Raw genomic sequence first — 17,172 nt, forward strand, 5'->3', positions numbered from 1 at the left:
GGGTTTGCCAGCGAAGGAAGGACAGCGCACGACCATGCTGAGCGCCGACGAACTCGAACGCTACGCCCGCCATATCGTGCTGCGTGAAGTCGGCGGTCCCGGGCAGGCTGCGCTGAAGCAGGCATCGGTGCTGGCGATCGGCGCCGGCGGCCTCGGCGCACCGGTTTTGATGTACCTTGCGGCGGCGGGTGTCGGCAGGCTCGGCGCTGTCGATGACGACGTCGTCTCGCTGTCCAATCTGCAGCGGCAGATCATCCACACCACGCCGGATATCGGACGGCGCAAGGTCGACAGCGCCGCGGAGACGGTTCACGCGCTCAATCCCCATGTTCAGTTCCAGGCGCACGCGGTGCGCCTGGACGCAAAAAATGCGATGTCGCTGATCGACGGCTACGATCTCGTGCTCGACGGCTCCGACAATTTCGAAACCCGCTATCTGGTTTCCGATGCCTGCTTCTTCGCCGGCAAGCCGCTGATCACGGCGGCACTCGGGATGTTCGACGGATCGCTGACCACGATCCGGGCGCATGAGCGCGGCGCCGACGGGCAGTTCAATCCGACCTATCGCTGCCTGTTTCCCGAACCGCCGCCGCCCGGCACCATACCGGCCTGCGCCGAGGCCGGCGTCATGGGCGCGCTGGCGGGCATGTTGGGCTCGATGATGGCGCTGGAAGCGATCCGGGAAATCGTCGGCTTCGGCGAGAGCCTGGTCGGGCGGCTGGTGATGGTGGATGCGCGCGCGATGCGGTTCGAAACCCTGCGCTACGCGCGCGATCCGCAAAACCCGCTCAATGGCGATACGCCTGTCATCATCGATTTGAGCGGGCACGCGGCGTAGAGTCCCGCGGTCAGAATCCCCGAGTGGCTGCCCCCGCCCCGACTCTCTCCCGCGTGCGGGGGAGGGCGGGGTGGGGGTGCCGCCGCATGCACCAGCCTTAGGTATGTCCCGCTCACGCTCCGGCGCGCTTCTCGCTGTCCATGTGCGCGAGCTGCGCCTCCGGATACCGCGCGCCAGCCGCGGCGCCAGGCGGAAACGCCTTCGCAAGCGCGGTGAGATGCTTTTCTGTCAGCTTCACTTCGAGCGCGCCGAGCGCTTCAGTGAGGCGGTCACGGCGGCGGGCGCCGACCAGTGGAACGATATCTTTGCCTTGCGCCGCGACCCATGCAATCGCGACCTGTGCGGGCGAAGCGCCAACACCATCCGCAATCGCACGCAGCGAATCCACCAGCGCGAGATTGGCGTCGAGATTGCTTCCCTGAAACCGCGGGCTCATGGCACGAAAATCCTTGGTCCCGCGGTCGGCGTTCCAGTGCCCGCTGATCAGTCCGCGCGACAGCACGCCATAGGCCGTGATGCCGATGCCGAGTTCGCGGCAGGTCGGCAGGATGTCGTCCTCGATGCCGCGCGAGATCAGCGAATATTCGATCTGCAGATCGCTGATCGGGTGCACCGCATGGGCGCGGCGGATGGTTTCCGCACCGACTTCCGACAGGCCGATATGCCTGATCCAGCCGGCCTTCACCATGTCGGCCATCGCACCAACCGTCTCTTCGATCGGCACGTCCGGATCGAGCCGCGCCGGCCGATAGAGGTCGATGGTCTCGACGCGCAGCCGCTGCAGCGAATAAGCGAGGAAATTCTTGATTGCTGCCGGGCGGCTGTCATAGCCGGACCAGTTCTTTGCGGGATCGCGCAGCGCGCCGAACTTGACGCTGATCCGGACATTGTCGCGGCCGCGCGCGGCGAGCGCCTCGCCGATCAACATTTCATTGTGGCCCATGCCGTAGAAATCGCCGGTGTCGAGCAGGGTGATCCCGGCATCGAGCGCGGCATGAACGGTAGCGATGCTCTCGCTGCGGTCAGCCGGACCGTAGAAGTCCGACATGCCCATGCAGCCGAGGCCGATGGCGGAAACGGTTGGGCCCGTCGTGCCGAGTTTGCGTTTTTCCATGATGTTCTCCTCGAAATCGCCGGCGAACGTCTCGCGCCGCGCTGACGAGGCAGATATGAACCCTCGCGACTGGGCCGATAAGCTGGACAATTCGAAATAGCTTGTTCACAATATCGAACAATGAAGGATTTCGACCTCCGCGATCTCGATGCTTTCGTTGCCGTGGCGCGCACCCGGAATTTCCGCCGTGCGGCGATAGAGCAGGGCGTCTCTGTCTCGAGCCTCAGCCAGCGGCTGCGCGACATGGAGGAGCGGCTCGGCGTGCGCCTGATGAATCGCACCACGCGCAGCGTAGCCCTCACCGAAGCCGGCGAGTTGCTGCTGGGGCGCGTCGGCCCGGCGATGTCGGATGTCGGCGCGGCGCTCGATCAGGTGCGCGGCCTGCGGGCCGTGCCGTCGGGGCGTCTGCGCATCAACGCGCCACCGCCGGCGATCGATCTGGTGCTGGCGCCGATGGTCGCGCCGTTTCTCGAGAAGCATCCCAAAATCGAGCTGGAGATCGTCGGCGAGAGTTCGTTTGTCGATATCGTCGCCGCCGGTTTCGACGCCGGCGTGCGCTACGGCGAACATCTGGCGCAGGACATGATCGCGGTCTCTCTGGGGGCGCCGCAGCGTTACGCGGTGGTGGCGTCAAAAGAATACGTCGCGCGGCACGGCAGGCCGAACGCGCCGAAGGATTTGCTCGATCACGCCTGCATCCGCACCCGCTTCGGCAGCGGCGCGATGCTGGACTGGGAGTTCGAGAAAGCAGGGCGCGTCGTGAAGGTCTCGCCGCCGGCCAAGTTGATCGCAACCTATCTGGGACTGGCGTTGCGCGCCGTCCATGACGGGGTAGGCTTCTGGCTGACGTTCGAAGGTTACGTACGCTATGGCATCAAGTCGGGCGCGCTGGTCAGCGTGCTCGACGATTGGTGCCCGCCGTTTCCGGGACCGTTTCTGTACTACCCGAGCCGTCGCCAGCCGCCGCCGGCGCTTGCAGCGTTCGTGGCCTTCGTCGCGGAGTGGCGCAAGCGGGAGAGGCGGCGGAGCAAGACGCCGTAGCTGTTACCCTCCAGGAGAGGGTAAGCGCAGGGCCAATCCGACCGCTCACAGCATGCTGGGCAGCACGCGGTCCGGCGGCTTGTGGTTGTCGAGGAAGGTCCGGATGTTGATGATCACCTTCTCGCCCATCTCGACGCGGCCCTCGATGGTGGCCGAGCCCATATGCGGCAGCAGCGTCACCTTGCCGGCTTTCGCCAGCCGCACCAGTTTCGGATTGACCGCGGGCTCGTGCTCGTAGACGTCGAGGCCGGCGCCGCCGACATCGCCGGCTTCGAGCAACTTGATCAGCGTGTCCTCGTCGATCACGCCGCCGCGCGCGGTGTTGACGATGTAGGCGTCTTTGCGGATCAGCTTCAGCCGCCGCGCCGACAACAGGTGATAGGTCGCAGGCGTATGCGGACAGTTCACCGAGATGATGTCCATCCGCGCCAGCATCTGGTCGAGGCTTTCCCAGTAGGTAGCGCCGAGTTCTTCGGCGATGATAGGCGCTACGGGACGGCGGTTGTGATAGTGGATCTGCAGGCCGAAGGCGCGCGCGCGGCGGGCGACGGCCTGGCCGATGCGGCCCATGCCGATGATGCCGAGGCGCTTGCCGCCGATGCGATGGCCGAGCATCCAGGTCGGCGACCAGCCAGCCCAGTTCTTGCCTTCGGTGAGAATCGAGGCGCCTTCGATCAGCCGCCGCGGCACGGCGAGGATCAGCGCCATGGTCATGTCGGCGGTGTCTTCGGTCAGTACCTTCGGCGTATTGGTCACCGTGATGCCGCGCGCATGCGCCGCCGCGACGTCGATATTGTCGACGCCGTTGCCGAAATTGGCGATCATGCGCAGCTTGCAGTCGGAGTCCTTGAGGATCCCTTCGCTGATCACGTCGGTGACAGTCGGCACCAGCACGTCGGCGGCGCGGACCGCATCCGCGATCTGTTCCGGCGTCATCGGCGTATCGTCGAGATTCAACCTCGCGTCGAACAGTTCGCGCATCCGGGTCTCGATCGAGTCCGGCAGTTTGCGAGTGACGACGACGAGAGGTTTTTTCTTAACCGACATGTCCTGCTCTCATGAGGGAGGGTGCGCGGAGGCGCGCCGTTCAGACCTCATTAACCCGGTTGTTCGACACTGCGATGGCCACGCGGTCCCGGTATCCGGCTGTTTGCTGAGGTAAGTCCCTTGGGTTCCCAATACTTGCCTCGGATTTTCGGCAGAAAATCCGGGCGTTCTGGTTCTAGGCGTTCCGTCCTCTCTATCAGAAGGCCGGGCCAAGACAAGAACCCCTCGGCCGTCGCAGGCCGGGTGCGGCCAAAGCGGGGCACGGGGTCTGGGGTTTTTCGGGGCGTTGGCAGGCGGTTTCAACTCGGAGAATTCGAGTTGGGATTGGCTCGACAGGAGACGGGTTGATGGCGTTGGGGCGTTTCTGTTCGGTGTTGGTGCTGGCGGCGTGCTGGCTTCTCGCATCGGTCAGCACAGGATTTTCGGCCAAGGATTCGGCCACCACCACAAGCGGCCTGCCGGTGCCGCGATATGTCAGCCTCAAATCCGATCATGTGAATGTGCGGGCCGGTCCGACCAAGGACAACGACGTCGCCTGGGTCTATACCCGCTCGGGCCTGCCGGTCGAAATCACCGCCGAGTTCGAGAACTGGCGGCGCGTGCGCGATTCCGAAGGCGCCGAAGGCTGGGTCTATCATTCGCTGCTGTCCGGCCGCCGCACCGCCGTCGTCACCATGAAGAGCAAGGACGAGTTGGCGTCGCTTTACGATCGCCCAGATCCGACCAGCGCGGTTGCGGCCCGCCTGCAGGCCGGCGTCGTCGCGCAAGTCAAGAAATGCGCCGCCGGCTGGTGCCGCGTGATCGGCAACGGCTTTGATGGCTGGATCGAGCAGCAGCGCCTGTGGGGCGTGTATGCGGATGAGAGGGTGGATTGAGATTCTCGGTCGTCCCTGCGAACGCAGGGACCTATACGCCGCGGCTTCTCAAAAGGGCGCGCGGGTAGACGCCCTTCCTCACAACATAGATGTGTGGTTATGGTCCCTGCGTTCCGCAGGGACGACGAAAGCGTTCAGCGCTTCTTGCGCAGCCGCACGACCATGTCGACGCGGGAAATCTCGTAGCCCTCGGGCACGTCGGGCATCTTCGACAGCACCAGATGCGGATCGGGAATGTCGACCAGCTCGTGGTTGTTCTCGAGATAGAAGTGGTGGTGCGCGGTGACGTTGGTATCGAAGTAGGTCTTGGTGCCGTCGACCGAGACCTGGCGCAACAGGCCGGCATCGGTGAGCTGGTTGAGCGTGTTGTAGACGGTCGCAAGCGACACCGGAACCTTGGCGAGCGTCGCCTCCTCGTACAGCATTTCCGCGGTCAGATGGCGGGCGCCCTTGCCGAACAGGAGCCAGCCCAGAGCCATGCGCTGGCGCGTGGGCCTGAGGCCTGCGGCCTGCAGCATTTCATTGACGTCGTGCCACGGACAGCCGGTCAACGCCGGCTGATGTCCGGCCGCGCGGGCAGCCGGATCGATACCGTCGTCGTTATGGGGCGAGGCTTGGTCGTTCATGTCCACTTCGGGTACCACACGCGCTAACTTGGCAATATTCTTGCCCAATATAAAAGGAAATCAGGTAGATGCAAGTTTTTCGCAACTAGAACCGGCCCAAGGTTAAGAGGAACCAGCGCAACTACGCGGCGTTTTAGCCCGTTCCAGTGCTTTGCCGGGCCGCAATGCCTATGTTACAGAGCGCGCGGACCACATATGCGATTTCGGCAGAGGCTAACGCCGATAGCACCCTAAGTAGCGCCAAATTGCGGGAAACAAGCGTTCTCCCGTAGGGAAACGGGTCCGGTTCGCTCAAAAGCGCTCCATCGGGACATCTAAGGTGAGGCTGAATACGATGCTGGATCGGCGCAGCGGTTATGAATATGAGGATTTGCTCGCCTGCGGCCGCGGCGAGATGTTCGGCCCCGGCAATGCGCAATTGCCGCTGCCGCCGATGTTGATGTTCGACCGCATCACCGAGATCACCGACAAGGGCGGGGAGTTCGGCAAGGGCCTGATCCGCGCCGAACTCGATGTGAAGCCGGACCTGTGGTTTTTCGGCTGCCATTTCAAGAACGACCCGGTCATGCCGGGCTGCCTCGGCCTGGACGCGATGTGGCAGATGGTCGGATTCTACCTCGGCTGGATTGGCGGCGAGGGGCGCGGCCGGGCGCTGGGATTGAGCGAACTGAAGTTCTCCGGCCAGGTGCTGCCGAACGCCCGCAAGGTTGTGTACAACATCGACATGAAACGCGTGATGCGTTCAAAGCTGGTGCTTGGCGTTGGCGACGGCTGGCTTTCCATGGATGGCGAGATTATCTATCGCGCCAAGGATCTGAAGGTCGGGTTGTTCAAGCAGGGCTCCGCGCCGGGCGGCTGAACCGCGCGACTGCACAGCAAGATGGTCTTCACACAAGAACGGAAACGGTAGGCGAGGCGAACATGAGGCGGGTTGTCATCACGGGGATGGGGATTGTCTCATCCATCGGAAACAACACCCAGGAAGTGCTGTCGAGCCTTTACGAGGCGAAGTCCGGCATCACGCGCGCCGAGAAGCATGCGGAGCTCGGCTTCCGCTCGCAGGTCCAGGGTGCGCCCACGCTCAATCCTGCCGAAGTAATCGATCGCCGCGCGATGCGTTTCCTCGCCGAAGGCGCGGCATGGAATCACGTCGCAATGGAGCAGGCGATCCGCGACTCCGCGCTCGAACCCGATCAGGTCTCGAACGTCCGTACCGGCATCATTATGGGATCGGGCGGTCCGTCGACCCGGACGCTGGTGGAGGCTGCCGACATCGCGCGCAGCAAGGGCCCGAAGCGGGTCGGTCCGTTCGCCGTGCCCAAGGGCATGTCGTCGACTGCGTCGGCAACGCTTGCGACCTGGTTCAAGATCAAGGGCGTGAATTATTCGATTTCCTCGGCCTGCGCGACCTCGAACCATTGCATCGGCAATGCTTATGAGACGATCCAGATCGGCAAGCAGGATGTCATCTTCGCCGGCGGCTGCGAAGAACTCGACTGGACGCTGTCGGTGCTGTTCGACGCCATGGGCGCGATGTCCTCGAGATACAACGATACGCCGGCGACCGCCTCGCGGCCCTACGACATCAGCCGCGACGGCTTCGTCATAGCCGGTGGTGCCGGCGTGCTGGTGCTGGAAGAACTCGATCATGCACGGGCGCGCGGTGCCCGCATCTACGCCGAAGTTGTGGGCTACGGCGCGACCTCGGACGGCTACGACATGGTCGCGCCCTCGGGCGAAGGCGCGGAGCGCTGCATGCGCATGGCGCTGTCGACGGTGAAGGGCCCGATCGACTACATCAATCCGCACGCGACCTCGACGCCGGCCGGCGATCCCCCGGAGATCGAAGCGATCCGCAAGGTGTTCGGTACCGGCGACAAGTGCCCGCCGATTTCCGCGACCAAGGCGCTGACCGGCCATTCGCTCGGAGCCACCGGCGTGCAGGAAGCGATCTATTCGTTGTTGATGCTCAACAACGGCTTCGTCTGCGAGAGCGCACACATCACGGAGCTGGATCCTGTGTTCGCCGACATGCCGATCGTGCGCAAGCGTATCGACAACGCCAAGCTCAACACCGTGCTATCGAACTCCTTCGGCTTCGGCGGCACCAACGCCACGCTGGTCTTCCAGCGGCTGGATGCGTGATTTGCGATCCGAAACGGAGTAGGTATGATTATTGAACCGCGCGTGCGAGGTTTCATCTGCACGACGGCACATCCTGTCGGCTGCGCCGGCAATGTCCGCGACCAGATCGCTTATGTTCTGCGCCAGGGGCCCGCTCCGGGGTGCCCCAAGCGCGTCGCCGTGCTGGGATGTTCGACGGGTTACGGCCTCGCGAGCCGCATCGTTGCGACTTTCGCCGGCGGAGCGGAAACCATCGGCGTGTCGTTGGAGCGCGAGCCTTCGGCAAGCAGGACGGGCAGCGCTGGCTGGTACAACAACCGCGCATTTGAGAGCGAGGCTCAGAGGATCGGACGATCGCCCCTCACGCTTGAGGGCGACGCCTTCTCCGACGAGTTGAAGAAAACTTTCATCGACCGTGTCCGCGAAAAGTTTGGACAACTGGACATGCTGGTCTACAGCATGGCCGCTCCGGTCCGCACGGATCCAGTCACGGGCAAGACTTATCGCTCGGCGATCAAGCCGCTAGGCGCCCCCGTCGAAATCAAGACCTTGAACACTGAAACGGGCGAGGTCTTCGAGACGACTCTTGCGCCGGCAAGTGAGGATGAAGGCGCCGCCACGGTAGCGGTGATGGGGGGCGATGACTGGAAGCGCTGGATCGACCAACTCGCGGACGCCGGTGTTCTGGCGCCAGGCTTCCGGACGCTCAACTACACCTACATCGGCAGCGAACTGACGTGGCCCATCTACTGGAAAGGCACCCTTGGCCGCGCCAAGGTCGATCTCGACCGCAAGGCGGAAGAGATCCGGGGCCGGATCGGCCAGGACGCGGCCCGCGTGGTGGCGTTGAAGGCTGTGGTCACCCAGGCGAGTTCGGCCATTCCCGTGGTGCCGCTCTATGGGACGGTGCTGTTCAAGGTAATGAAGCAACTCGGGCTCCACGAAGGATGCATCGAACAGATCGATCGCCTGTTCCGGACTCGCCTTGGCCCGGGTGTCGAAGTTGACGAGGCGCGGCGCATCAGGCTCGACGACTGGGAGCTTTCTCACGAAGTTCAGGCGGAGGTGTTGCGACGATGGCCCCTCCTCTCCACCGAAACGCTCGGCGAATTGGCCGACCTTCCAGAATACAGGAGCCAATTCCTTCGCCTGTTCGGCTTTGGCATCGACGGCATCGACTACTCACAGGACGTGGACCCCCGCGTCGTGCCGGGTTAAGCCACTCGGGAAGGTCCATCCCGGCTGCGTTCGATTGCGTCTCACCCCGCTGCGATCTTCTCCGCGCGCTGAAACGCCGCGCGCGCCGCGCAGCGGTCGATATAGGCATCGAATGATGGCCGCGGCGGCACCATCTTGAACAGCCGCACCGCAAAATTCAGCCCCGAGCCGAGCATGATGTCGGCGGCCGAAAACTTCTCGCCGAGAATCCAGGGGCTCTCCTGCAAGGCGGCATCGAGCACATCGAACGTCTGCGCCGCACTTCCCCATGCCGCCGTGCTCGCCGGCACCTCCAGCTTGGTAAAGAGCTGGATCAGCGCCGGTTCGATGCAGCTCGGCGAAAAGAACAACCACTGCAGGTACCTTGCGCGCAGCGGATCGGTCGCGGCCGGTGCGAGATTGGTTTCCGGATAGCGGTCGGCGATATAAGCACAGATCGCGGCGGCTTCCCCGAGCGCGGCGTCGCCGTCCTTCAGCCCAGGCACCTTGCCCATCGGATTGACCGCGAGATATTCCGGCGCCTTCTGCGCGCCCGTAGTGATGTCGGTGAGCACGCGCTCATAAGGCAGCCCGGCTTCTTCCAGCAGCCAGATCGCGGAGAAGGAGCGGGAGCGCGGCGACCAGTAGAGTTGGATCATGGGATGAACCTTTCTTCGGCGTGGACGAACGGCGCTTGTTCATTGCGCGTCTACCGCGAATTGGCAATGCACTACGCCTGGAACTAACGAGCCGTGCTCCAACGACATGTTGGTCAACTTTATTTCGCACGCCGGATCGGTTGACGATTTCCGGAGTCCCGACCCACCGTGGTCTCGCTATGCAGGGGTGCTTAGTCGTTTCGCCAGCGATAATATTTCATGAAGCGGCCGATCGCCGGTTCGACCTCCTCCTTCTCGAACACAAAGCCTTCGCGCTCGTACCAGTGCCAAGCCTTTTCGTTCTCTCGCACGCAGCGCAGCCAGATTTCGTCCGGCAGATGTTTGCGCGTAAAAGCGAGTAGCTGGCGTCCGATGCTGTTGCCCTGATATTCCGGCGCGACGAACAATTGATCGAGATAGCGATCGGGAAGATGCAACGCGAGCATCGCCGCCAATTTCCCGTTATCGTCGGCGACGTAGAGGCTCCAGCCCTTCTCCACCTCCATCGGGACGCGCGCACGGAGTTTTGCCAGCAGGGCATCGCTGGCATCCTCCAATCCGGTCGAGGCCCAGCTCTCCATCCAGATGCGGGCGACCTCATCGTACTCGTCGGCGCGGGCGAGGCGGATGATCGGTTGTGACATGGTCGATATCTCCCGAGGCGCCCGGCCGGTCAGGTCCGTGATTTCCGTGATGACGATCCCGTCTTGCGCTGTTCGCGCAATGCGTCGGCCGCGAGGCAAACCACTTCGGAGATTTGCTGGAGCTGTCCGGCGAGCGGGCTCGTCCTGCGCCAGACCATGCCGATGGTTCGCGACGGCTGCGGATTCCTGAAGCGGGCGACGGAGACCTGTGCCGAGCGCGTTTCTACAGCGACCGCCATTTCAGGGATCAGGGTGACGCCGATGCCGGCGCCGACCATTTGCACGAGCGTCGACAGTGAGCTCGCATCCAGGACTTCCCGCGGCGGCGAGGATTGCATGTTGCAGAACGACAGCGCCTGATCGCGGAAACAATGACCCTCCTCGAGCAGCAAGAGTCGCATTTCACGCAGCATTTCATGGCTCGGCACCGGCGTGTCCTCATCCTCGCCCGGCCGCACAAGGAGGAAATTTTCCGAAAAGCAGGCGACCTCGGTCAGCGAAGGTTCTGATACGGGCAGGGCAACGATTGCGGTATCGAGCCGGCCCTCCGTGACCTCCTTGATCAGCTTCGGCGTCAAAGTTTCGCGCACATGAATATCGAGCTCGGGATGCAAGCGCGCGAGATGCTCGATCACCTTGGGCAAGAGATAGGGCGCGATCGTCGGGATCATGCCGATGCGTAAGCGCCCCGCGAGCCGGTCGCGTGCGGCACGCGCAAAATCTCCGAGTTCATCGACCGAGCGCAGGATGTCGCGGACGCGCTGGACGATCTCTTCGCCGAATTTCGTCAGCGTCACCTGTCGTGCGCTTCGCTCCAGCAGCACGCCGCCGAGGATTTCTTCCATTTCCTTGATCTGCATCGACAGCGCCGGCTGCGAGATCGAACACTCGTCCGCCGCGCGTCCGAAATGGCCGTGACGCGCCAGCGCATCGAAGTAGCGGAGCTGTCGGAGCGTGACCTGTATCATCAGAATATCTTATCGTATCGATCATTAAAATCAACTTCACCTGATGGAAGGCTCTGCTTAGAGTGTTTCCAATCCGAACAGGAAGCCACCTCAGGAGAAAATCATGGACGACAAGACCAAATGCCCGTTCTCGGGCGGCAATCGCGCGCGCACGAACCGCGACTGGTGGCCGGACGCCCTGGACGTTTCGGTTCTTCACCGCAATTCCACACTCTCCGATCCGATGGGCGGGGCGTTCGACTACGCCAAGGAATTCAAGACGCTTGATCTCGATGCCGTGATCAAGGACCTGCACGCGTTGATGACGGACTCGCAGGAATGGTGGCCGGCCGACTTCGGTCACTATGGCGGCCTGATGATCCGCATGGCGTGGCACAGTGCAGGCACCTACCGCATCACGGATGGCCGCGGCGGGGCCGGCGCCGGTCAGCAGCGTTTTGCGCCGCTGAATAGCTGGCCTGACAACGCCAACCTCGACAAGGCGCGCCGGCTCCTGTGGCCGATCAAGCAGAAATACGGCCGGAAAATCTCGTGGGCCGACCTGATGATTCTCGCCGGCAACGTCGCGCTGGAATCGATGGGCTTCAAGACGTTCGGCTTCGCCGGCGGCCGCCCCGACGTCTGGGAGCCGGAGGAGCTGTTCTGGGGGCCTGAGGGCACCTGGCTCGGCGACGAACGCTATAGCGGCGAGCGCCAGCTCTCGGAGCCGCTCGGCGCCGTGCAGATGGGTCTCATCTACGTCAATCCGGAAGGGCCAAACGGCAATCCTGACCCGATCGCGGCGGCCAAGGACATCCGCGAGACGTTCTTCCGCATGGCGATGAACGACGAGGAAACCGTCGCCCTGATTGCCGGGGGCCACTCCTTCGGCAAGACTCACGGCGCCGGCGATCCGTCGCTGGTCGGACCGGACCCGGAAAGCGGCGCGCTGGAGGATCAGGGCCTCGGCTGGAAGAGCAAGCATGGCACCGGCATCGGCGCCGACGCCATCACCGGCGGCCCGGAAGTCACCTGGACCCAGACGCCGACCAAGTGGAGCAATCTGTTCTTCAAGAACCTGTTCGAAAACGAATGGGAGCTGACGCAGAGCCCGGCCGGCGCGAAGCAGTGGAAGGCAAAAGGGACGGAGGCCACCATCCCGGACGCCTACGACAAGTCGAAGAAGCATGTGCCGACCATGCTGACCACCGACCTCTCGCTGCGCCTCGATCCGGCCTACGAGAAGATCTCGCGGCGCTTCTACGAGCATCCGGACCAGTTCGCCGACGCATTCGCGCGTGCCTGGTTCAAGCTCACCCACCGCGACATGGGCCCGATCGCGCGCTACCTCGGCCCGCTGGTGCCGAAGGAAACGCTGATCTGGCAGGACCCGGTCCCGGCGGTGGATCATCCGCTGATCGGCGAGCAGGACATCGCCGCGCTGAAGGCGAAGATCCTCGCCTCCGGCCTGTCGGTCTCACAGCTCGTCTCGACCGCATGGGCGTCGGCATCGACGTTCCGCGGCTCCGACAAGCGCGGTGGCGCCAATGGCGCGCGGATTCGTCTCAGCCCGCAGAAGGACTGGGAGGTCAACCAGCCGGCCGAGCTCAAGACGGTGCTGCAGAAGCTCGAAGCGATCCAGAAGGAGTTCGGCAAGAAAGTTTCGCTCGCCGACCTGATCGTTCTCGGCGGCTGCGCAGCGGTCGAAAAAGCCGCCAAGGACGCTGGCGTCGACGTGAAGGTGCCGTTCACGCCGGGGCGCATGGACGCGTCGCAGGACCAGACCGACGTCGAGTCATTTGCTCCGCTGGAGCCGCGTGCCGACGGCTTCCGCAACTTCGTCAGCAGCAAGAAGCATCAGTTCATGGCGCCTGAGGAGGCATTGGTGGACCGGGCGCAACTGCTGCGGCTGACGGGGCCCGAGATGACGGTTCTGGTCGGCGGCCTGCGCGTCCTCGGTGCGAATTTCGGCGGGTCGAAACACGGCGTATTCACTCAAAAGCCGGGCACGCTGACGAACGATTTCTTCGTCAACCTGCTCGACATGGGCACGCAATGGCAGCCTGCCGGCTCCGACGGCGTGTACGAGAGCCGGGACCGGAAGACGAATGCGTTGAAGTGGACCGGCACCCGCGTCGACCTGATCTTCGGTTCGCACTCGCAGCTCCGCGCCTTCGCGGAGGTCTATGCGTGCACGGACTCGAAGGAGAAGTTTGCGAAGGATTTCGTGGCGGCATGGACCAAGGTGATGAACCTCGATCGGTTCGAGCTCGCCTGATCCCCACGAGAGCCATCTGCAAAAACAAAAAGGGCGGCCGAGAGGCCGCCCTTTTCACATCGAATGCGATCACACGCCGAGCGTACCGGCCTTCGCCGCAGCATAACGCTCCGCGATCTTGGCCCAGTTCACCGTATTCCACCACGCCTTCAGATAATCCGCGCGGCGGTTCTGGTAGTTCAGGTAATAGGCGTGCTCCCAGACGTCGTTACCCATCAGCGCGCGCCTGCCGTCCATCATCGGGTTGTCCTGGTTCGGGCGGGTCTCGATCGCAAGCTTGCCGTCCTTGCTGACGGTGACGAACACCCAGCCCGAGCCGAACTGACGACCGCCGGCGGCATTAAAATCATTCTGGAATTTTTCCATGCCGCCGAGGTCACGGTCGATCGCCGCCAGCACCTCGCCCTCCGGCTTGCCGCCGTTCGGGCCCATGATCTCCCAGAACATGGTGTGGTTGGCATGGCCGCCGAGATTGTTGCGGACGGTGAACTTGATGCTGTCGTCGAGCGCATTCAGGTTGCCGAGCACGTCCTCGATCTTCGCCGTGCCCAATTGCGAATGGGACTTGGCGACGTTGTTGAGGTTGGCGACATAGGCTGCATGATGCTTGCCGTGGTGGATTTCCATCGTCTTGGCGTCGATGTGGGGCTCGAACGCATTGGTCGGATAGGTCAGCGGCGGCAGCGTGAACGGCCCAGTTGGGGCGGCGGCCGGGGCGGGAGCAGCGGCCTGCGCGAAGACGAGACGTGGGGCTGCAGCCACGGCCGCGATACCGGTTGCAGCAAACATCAAATGGCGCCGGGATATGGATGACATCGACTTCTCCTTAACTGTAGGTGAGCTTGGTGACTGTGTGCGCCGTAGGCCGCTGCGCGCGGCAAGTTACGGGTGAGGAGCGGGATCGGGTTTCGTTTTCTTTCCTTATACTCCTGCGACGGAATCGCACAGGTGCCGCGGTCCTGGCAGTGTAACTCGGGCAGCCAACAAAAAAGGGCGGCCGTTCGGCCGCCCTCTTGTTCACATTTTAGCGATGTCTTACTCGCCGGCCGCTTCGCGCGGTGCCTGGCCTTCCGCCTTCTGCTTGGCCTCGAGGTCCTCGCCGGTGGTCTGGTCCACGACCTTCATCGACAGCCGGGTCTTGCCGCGGTCGTCGAAGCCGAGCAGCTTGACCTTGACCTTGTCGCCTTCCTTGACGACGTCGGAGGTCTTCTGCACGCGGCTGGCGGCGAGCTGGCTGATATGGACGAGGCCGTCCTTGGCGCCGAAGAAGTTCACGAAGGCGCCGAACTCCATCACCTTGACCACGGTGCCGTCGTAGATCTGGCCGATCTCCGGATCGGAGGCGATCGACTTGATCCACTTGATCGCGGCCTTCATCGCCTCGCCGTCGTTGGAGGCGACCTTGACGGTGCCGTCGTCCTCGATGTTGACCTTGGCGCCGGTCTTCTCGACGATCTCGCGGATCACCTTGCCGCCGGTGCCGATCACTTCACGGATCTTGTCGGTTGCGATCTTGAAGGTTTCGATGCGCGGCGCGTATTCGCCGAGCTCGGCGCGAGCGTTGGTCAGCGCCTTGGCCATCTCGCCGAGAATGTGGACGCGCCCCTCCCTGGCCTGGCCGAGTGCGACCTTCATGATCTCCTCGGTGATGCCCTCGATCTTGATGTCCATCTGCAGCGAGGTGATGCCCTGGTCGGTGCCGGCCACCTTGAAGTCCATGTCGCCGAGATGATCCTCGTCGCCGAGGATGTCGGACAGGACTGCAAAGCGGGAGCCTTCCAGGATCAGGCCCATCGCGATGCCCGCGGTCGGCCGCTTCAAGGGAACGCCTGCATCCATCAGCGCCAGCGAGGCGCCGCATACCGAGGCCATCGACGACGAGCCGTTGGATTCGGTGATCTCGGAGACCACGCGCACCGTGTAGGGGAATTCGTGGTGCGGCGGCAGAACCGGATGGATCGCGCGCCAGGCGAGCTTGCCGTGACCGACCTCGCGGCGCTTGGTGCCGCCGAGACGTCCGGTTTCACCGACCGAGTAGGGCGGGAAGTTGTAGTGCAGCAGGAACGTCTCCTTATACGTTCCCGACAGCGCGTCGATATACTGCTCGTCCTCGCCGGTGCCCAGCGTGGTCACGACCATCGCCTGGGTCTCGCCGCGGGTGAACAACGCCGAGCCGTGGGCGCGCGGCAACACGCCGACTTCGGCGATGATGTTGCGCACGGTCTTGTTGTCGCGGCCGTCGATGCGCTTGCCGGTGTCGAGGATGTTCCAGCGAACGATCTTGGCTTCGAGCTCCTTGAACACGCCGGCGATGCGCAGTTTGTCGTATTTCGGCTCCTGGCCTTCCGGGAAATAGTGCGCGATCACCTTTTCCTTGGCCTTGCCGACCGCCGCATAGCGCTCCTGCTTGATCGGAATCGCGTAAGCCGAGCGCAGGTCCTGCTCTACCAGGCCGAGCATTTCCTTCTCGATCTCGCTGTTGTCGATGGTGGTGACTTCGCGCGGGTCCTTGGCGGCCTTCTCGGCCAGCTCGATGATCGCCTTGATCACCGGCTGGAAGTGGCGATGACCGAACATGACCGCGCCGAGCATGATCTCTTCCGAAAGCTCCTTGGCTTCGGATTCGACCATCAGCACCGCGTCCGACGTCCCGGCGACGACCAGGTCGAGCTGCGTGTCGGTCATCTCGTCGAGCGTGGGATTGAGGATGTATTCGTCGTTGCTGAAGGCGACGCGCGCGGCGCCGATCGGTCCCTTGAACGGCGCACCCGACAGCGTCAGCGCGGCCGAGGCCGCGACCATCGACAGCACGTCGGGATCGTTCTCCATGTCGTGCGAGAGCACGGTGACGATGACCTGGGTTTCATTGCGCCAGCCGTCGGCGAACAGCGGACGGATCGGGCGATCGATGAGGCGGGAGACCAGCGTCTCCTTTTCGGTCGGACGTCCCTCGCGCTTGAAGTAGCCGCCGGGAATGCGGCCCGCGGCGTAGGTCTTTTCCTGGTAGTCGACGGTCAGCGGCAGGAAGTCGACGCCCTCGCGCGGCGCTTTGGCGGCAACGACGGTGGCGAGCACGACGGTTTCGCCATAGGTCGCCATCACGGCGCCGTCGGCCTGACGGGCGATCTTGCCGGTTTCCAGCTTGAGGGGACGTCCACCCCAGTCGATCTCGACGGAATGCGTATTAAACATAGTGGTCTTCTTTCATGGGTTCATGAGCGAACGGAGCCCAAAAACACAAAGACCATGCGCAAGATGGCGGGACGTTGATCGCAACATGAGATCAGCATCCGGCGATCCTGCCATGGTCCTTGTCTTTCGGATGGCGTCCATCCTCTCGGCAGTCATGGGCACCTTGCCCTGTCCAGCGGCCGGATTGCTGCTGGACGTTTGTCGAGCACGATCCTTGTCGGATGATGCTCCTTGCGCATGATCGTCTCCAAAAACTGGAGTCCGGTTTCCTCGGAAAATCATGCGAAAACGCGCGCAAACTGCGCGCGCACACTCAAATCAACGACGAATGTTATGCTTTTCGAGCAACGCCTTGTAACGCGCCTCGTCCTTCTTCTTGATGTAGTCGAGAAGGGAGCGGCGCGTCGACACGAGCTTCAGGAGACCGCGGCGTGAATGATTGTCCTTCACGTGGGTCTTGAAGTGGCCCGTGAGGTTGTTGATGCGTTCCGACAGGATCGCAACCTGGACCTCGGGCGAGCCGGTGTCGCCGGCTTTGGTGGCATTCGTCTTGATGACTTCCGCTTTGCGTTCGGCGGTAATCGACATCG

Annotated in this window: 16 protein-coding genes; 7 read left to right on the forward strand and 9 right to left on the reverse strand. The window is 63.3% G+C overall.

All coding sequences use genetic code 11. The features are described 5' to 3' along the window. Positions 1 to 34 precede the first annotated feature (34 nt). Positions 35 to 838, forward strand: coding sequence for a HesA/MoeB/ThiF family protein (locus LMTR13_RS00695; protein WP_065726247.1), 804 nt, complete (start codon positions 35 to 37; stop codon positions 836 to 838). Positions 839 to 950: 112 nt separating this feature from the next. Here LMTR13_RS00695 and LMTR13_RS00700 read toward each other — a convergent pair whose 3' ends face one another. Then, entirely contained in the window at positions 951 to 1,952 is a 1,002-nt protein-coding gene (locus tag LMTR13_RS00700; protein ID WP_065726248.1) for an aldo/keto reductase, read from the reverse strand. 120 nt (positions 1,953 to 2,072) lie between these two features. Here LMTR13_RS00700 and LMTR13_RS00705 point away from each other — a divergent pair, with 120 nt between their 5' ends. Further along, positions 2,073 to 2,993, forward strand: a complete 921-nt coding sequence (locus tag LMTR13_RS00705) for a LysR family transcriptional regulator (RefSeq protein WP_065726249.1) — start codon at positions 2,073 to 2,075, stop codon at positions 2,991 to 2,993. Between the two features lie 45 nt (positions 2,994 to 3,038). On the opposite strand, the gene LMTR13_RS00710 is transcribed toward LMTR13_RS00705, so the two are convergent. Then, complete coding sequence (locus LMTR13_RS00710; RefSeq protein ID WP_065726250.1) at positions 3,039 to 4,040, reverse strand: 2-hydroxyacid dehydrogenase; 1,002 nt, start codon at positions 4,038 to 4,040, stop codon at positions 3,039 to 3,041. A 347-nt stretch (positions 4,041 to 4,387) separates the two neighbouring features. Between LMTR13_RS00710 and LMTR13_RS00715 the strand changes: the two genes are divergently transcribed. Further along, a complete protein-coding gene (locus tag LMTR13_RS00715) occupies positions 4,388 to 4,915 on the forward strand; it encodes an SH3 domain-containing protein (RefSeq protein ID WP_065726251.1) in 528 nt (175 codons plus the stop codon). 134 nt (positions 4,916 to 5,049) lie between these two features. On the opposite strand, the gene irrA is transcribed toward LMTR13_RS00715, so the two are convergent. Continuing rightward, positions 5,050 to 5,541, reverse strand: coding sequence for an iron response transcriptional regulator IrrA (gene irrA, locus LMTR13_RS00720; protein ID WP_065732306.1), 492 nt, complete (start codon positions 5,539 to 5,541; stop codon positions 5,050 to 5,052). Between the two features lie 334 nt (positions 5,542 to 5,875). On the opposite strand from irrA, the gene fabA reads away from it, so the two are divergent. The 3 genes from fabA (at position 5,876) to fabV (ending at position 8,883) form a co-directional block, all read left to right on the forward strand. Further along, positions 5,876 to 6,400 (forward strand): 3-hydroxyacyl-[acyl-carrier-protein] dehydratase FabA, encoded by a 525-nt coding sequence (gene fabA / locus LMTR13_RS00725; RefSeq protein WP_065726252.1) that lies wholly within the window; start codon positions 5,876 to 5,878, stop codon positions 6,398 to 6,400. 62 nt (positions 6,401 to 6,462) lie between these two features. Next, positions 6,463 to 7,686, forward strand: coding sequence for a beta-ketoacyl-ACP synthase I (fabB, locus tag LMTR13_RS00730; protein ID WP_065726253.1), 1,224 nt, complete (start codon positions 6,463 to 6,465; stop codon positions 7,684 to 7,686). Between the two features lie 24 nt (positions 7,687 to 7,710). Further along, positions 7,711 to 8,883 carry an enoyl-ACP reductase FabV gene (gene fabV, locus LMTR13_RS00735; protein WP_065726254.1) on the forward strand — a complete coding sequence of 391 codons (1,173 nt, stop codon included), beginning with the start codon at positions 7,711 to 7,713 and terminating at the stop codon, positions 8,881 to 8,883. Positions 8,884 to 8,924: 41 nt separating this feature from the next. Here fabV and LMTR13_RS00740 read toward each other — a convergent pair whose 3' ends face one another. The 3 genes from LMTR13_RS00740 to LMTR13_RS00750 form a co-directional block, all read right to left on the reverse strand. Then, on the reverse strand, positions 8,925 to 9,521 hold the full coding sequence (locus LMTR13_RS00740) for a glutathione S-transferase family protein (protein ID WP_065726255.1): 597 nt from the start codon (positions 9,519 to 9,521) through the stop codon (positions 8,925 to 8,927). A gap of 191 nt (positions 9,522 to 9,712) precedes the next feature. Further along, entirely contained in the window at positions 9,713 to 10,165 is a 453-nt protein-coding gene (locus LMTR13_RS00745) for a GNAT family N-acetyltransferase (RefSeq protein ID WP_065726256.1), read from the reverse strand. A 29-nt stretch (positions 10,166 to 10,194) separates the two neighbouring features. After that, a complete protein-coding gene (locus tag LMTR13_RS00750) occupies positions 10,195 to 11,133 on the reverse strand; it encodes a LysR substrate-binding domain-containing protein (RefSeq protein ID WP_065726257.1) in 939 nt (312 codons plus the stop codon). 103 nt (positions 11,134 to 11,236) lie between these two features. Between LMTR13_RS00750 and katG the strand changes: the two genes are divergently transcribed. Beyond that, complete coding sequence (katG, locus tag LMTR13_RS00755) at positions 11,237 to 13,390, forward strand: catalase/peroxidase HPI (RefSeq protein ID WP_065726258.1); 2,154 nt, start codon at positions 11,237 to 11,239, stop codon at positions 13,388 to 13,390. Positions 13,391 to 13,459: 69 nt separating this feature from the next. On the opposite strand, the gene LMTR13_RS00760 is transcribed toward katG, so the two are convergent. The 3 genes from LMTR13_RS00760 to rpsO form a co-directional block, all read right to left on the reverse strand. Beyond that, on the reverse strand, positions 13,460 to 14,206 hold the full coding sequence (locus LMTR13_RS00760; RefSeq protein ID WP_065726259.1) for a superoxide dismutase: 747 nt from the start codon (positions 14,204 to 14,206) through the stop codon (positions 13,460 to 13,462). Positions 14,207 to 14,425: 219 nt separating this feature from the next. After that, positions 14,426 to 16,582 carry a polyribonucleotide nucleotidyltransferase gene (pnp, locus tag LMTR13_RS00765; RefSeq protein ID WP_065726260.1) on the reverse strand — a complete coding sequence of 719 codons (2,157 nt, stop codon included), beginning with the start codon at positions 16,580 to 16,582 and terminating at the stop codon, positions 14,426 to 14,428. 318 nt (positions 16,583 to 16,900) lie between these two features. After that, positions 16,901 to 17,170, reverse strand: coding sequence for a 30S ribosomal protein S15 (gene rpsO / locus LMTR13_RS00770; RefSeq protein WP_028347859.1), 270 nt, complete (start codon positions 17,168 to 17,170; stop codon positions 16,901 to 16,903). Positions 17,171 to 17,172 lie beyond the last annotated feature (2 nt).

It is taken from the genome of Bradyrhizobium icense (assembly GCF_001693385.1).
GTDB lineage: Bacteria > Pseudomonadota > Alphaproteobacteria > Rhizobiales > Xanthobacteraceae > Bradyrhizobium > Bradyrhizobium icense.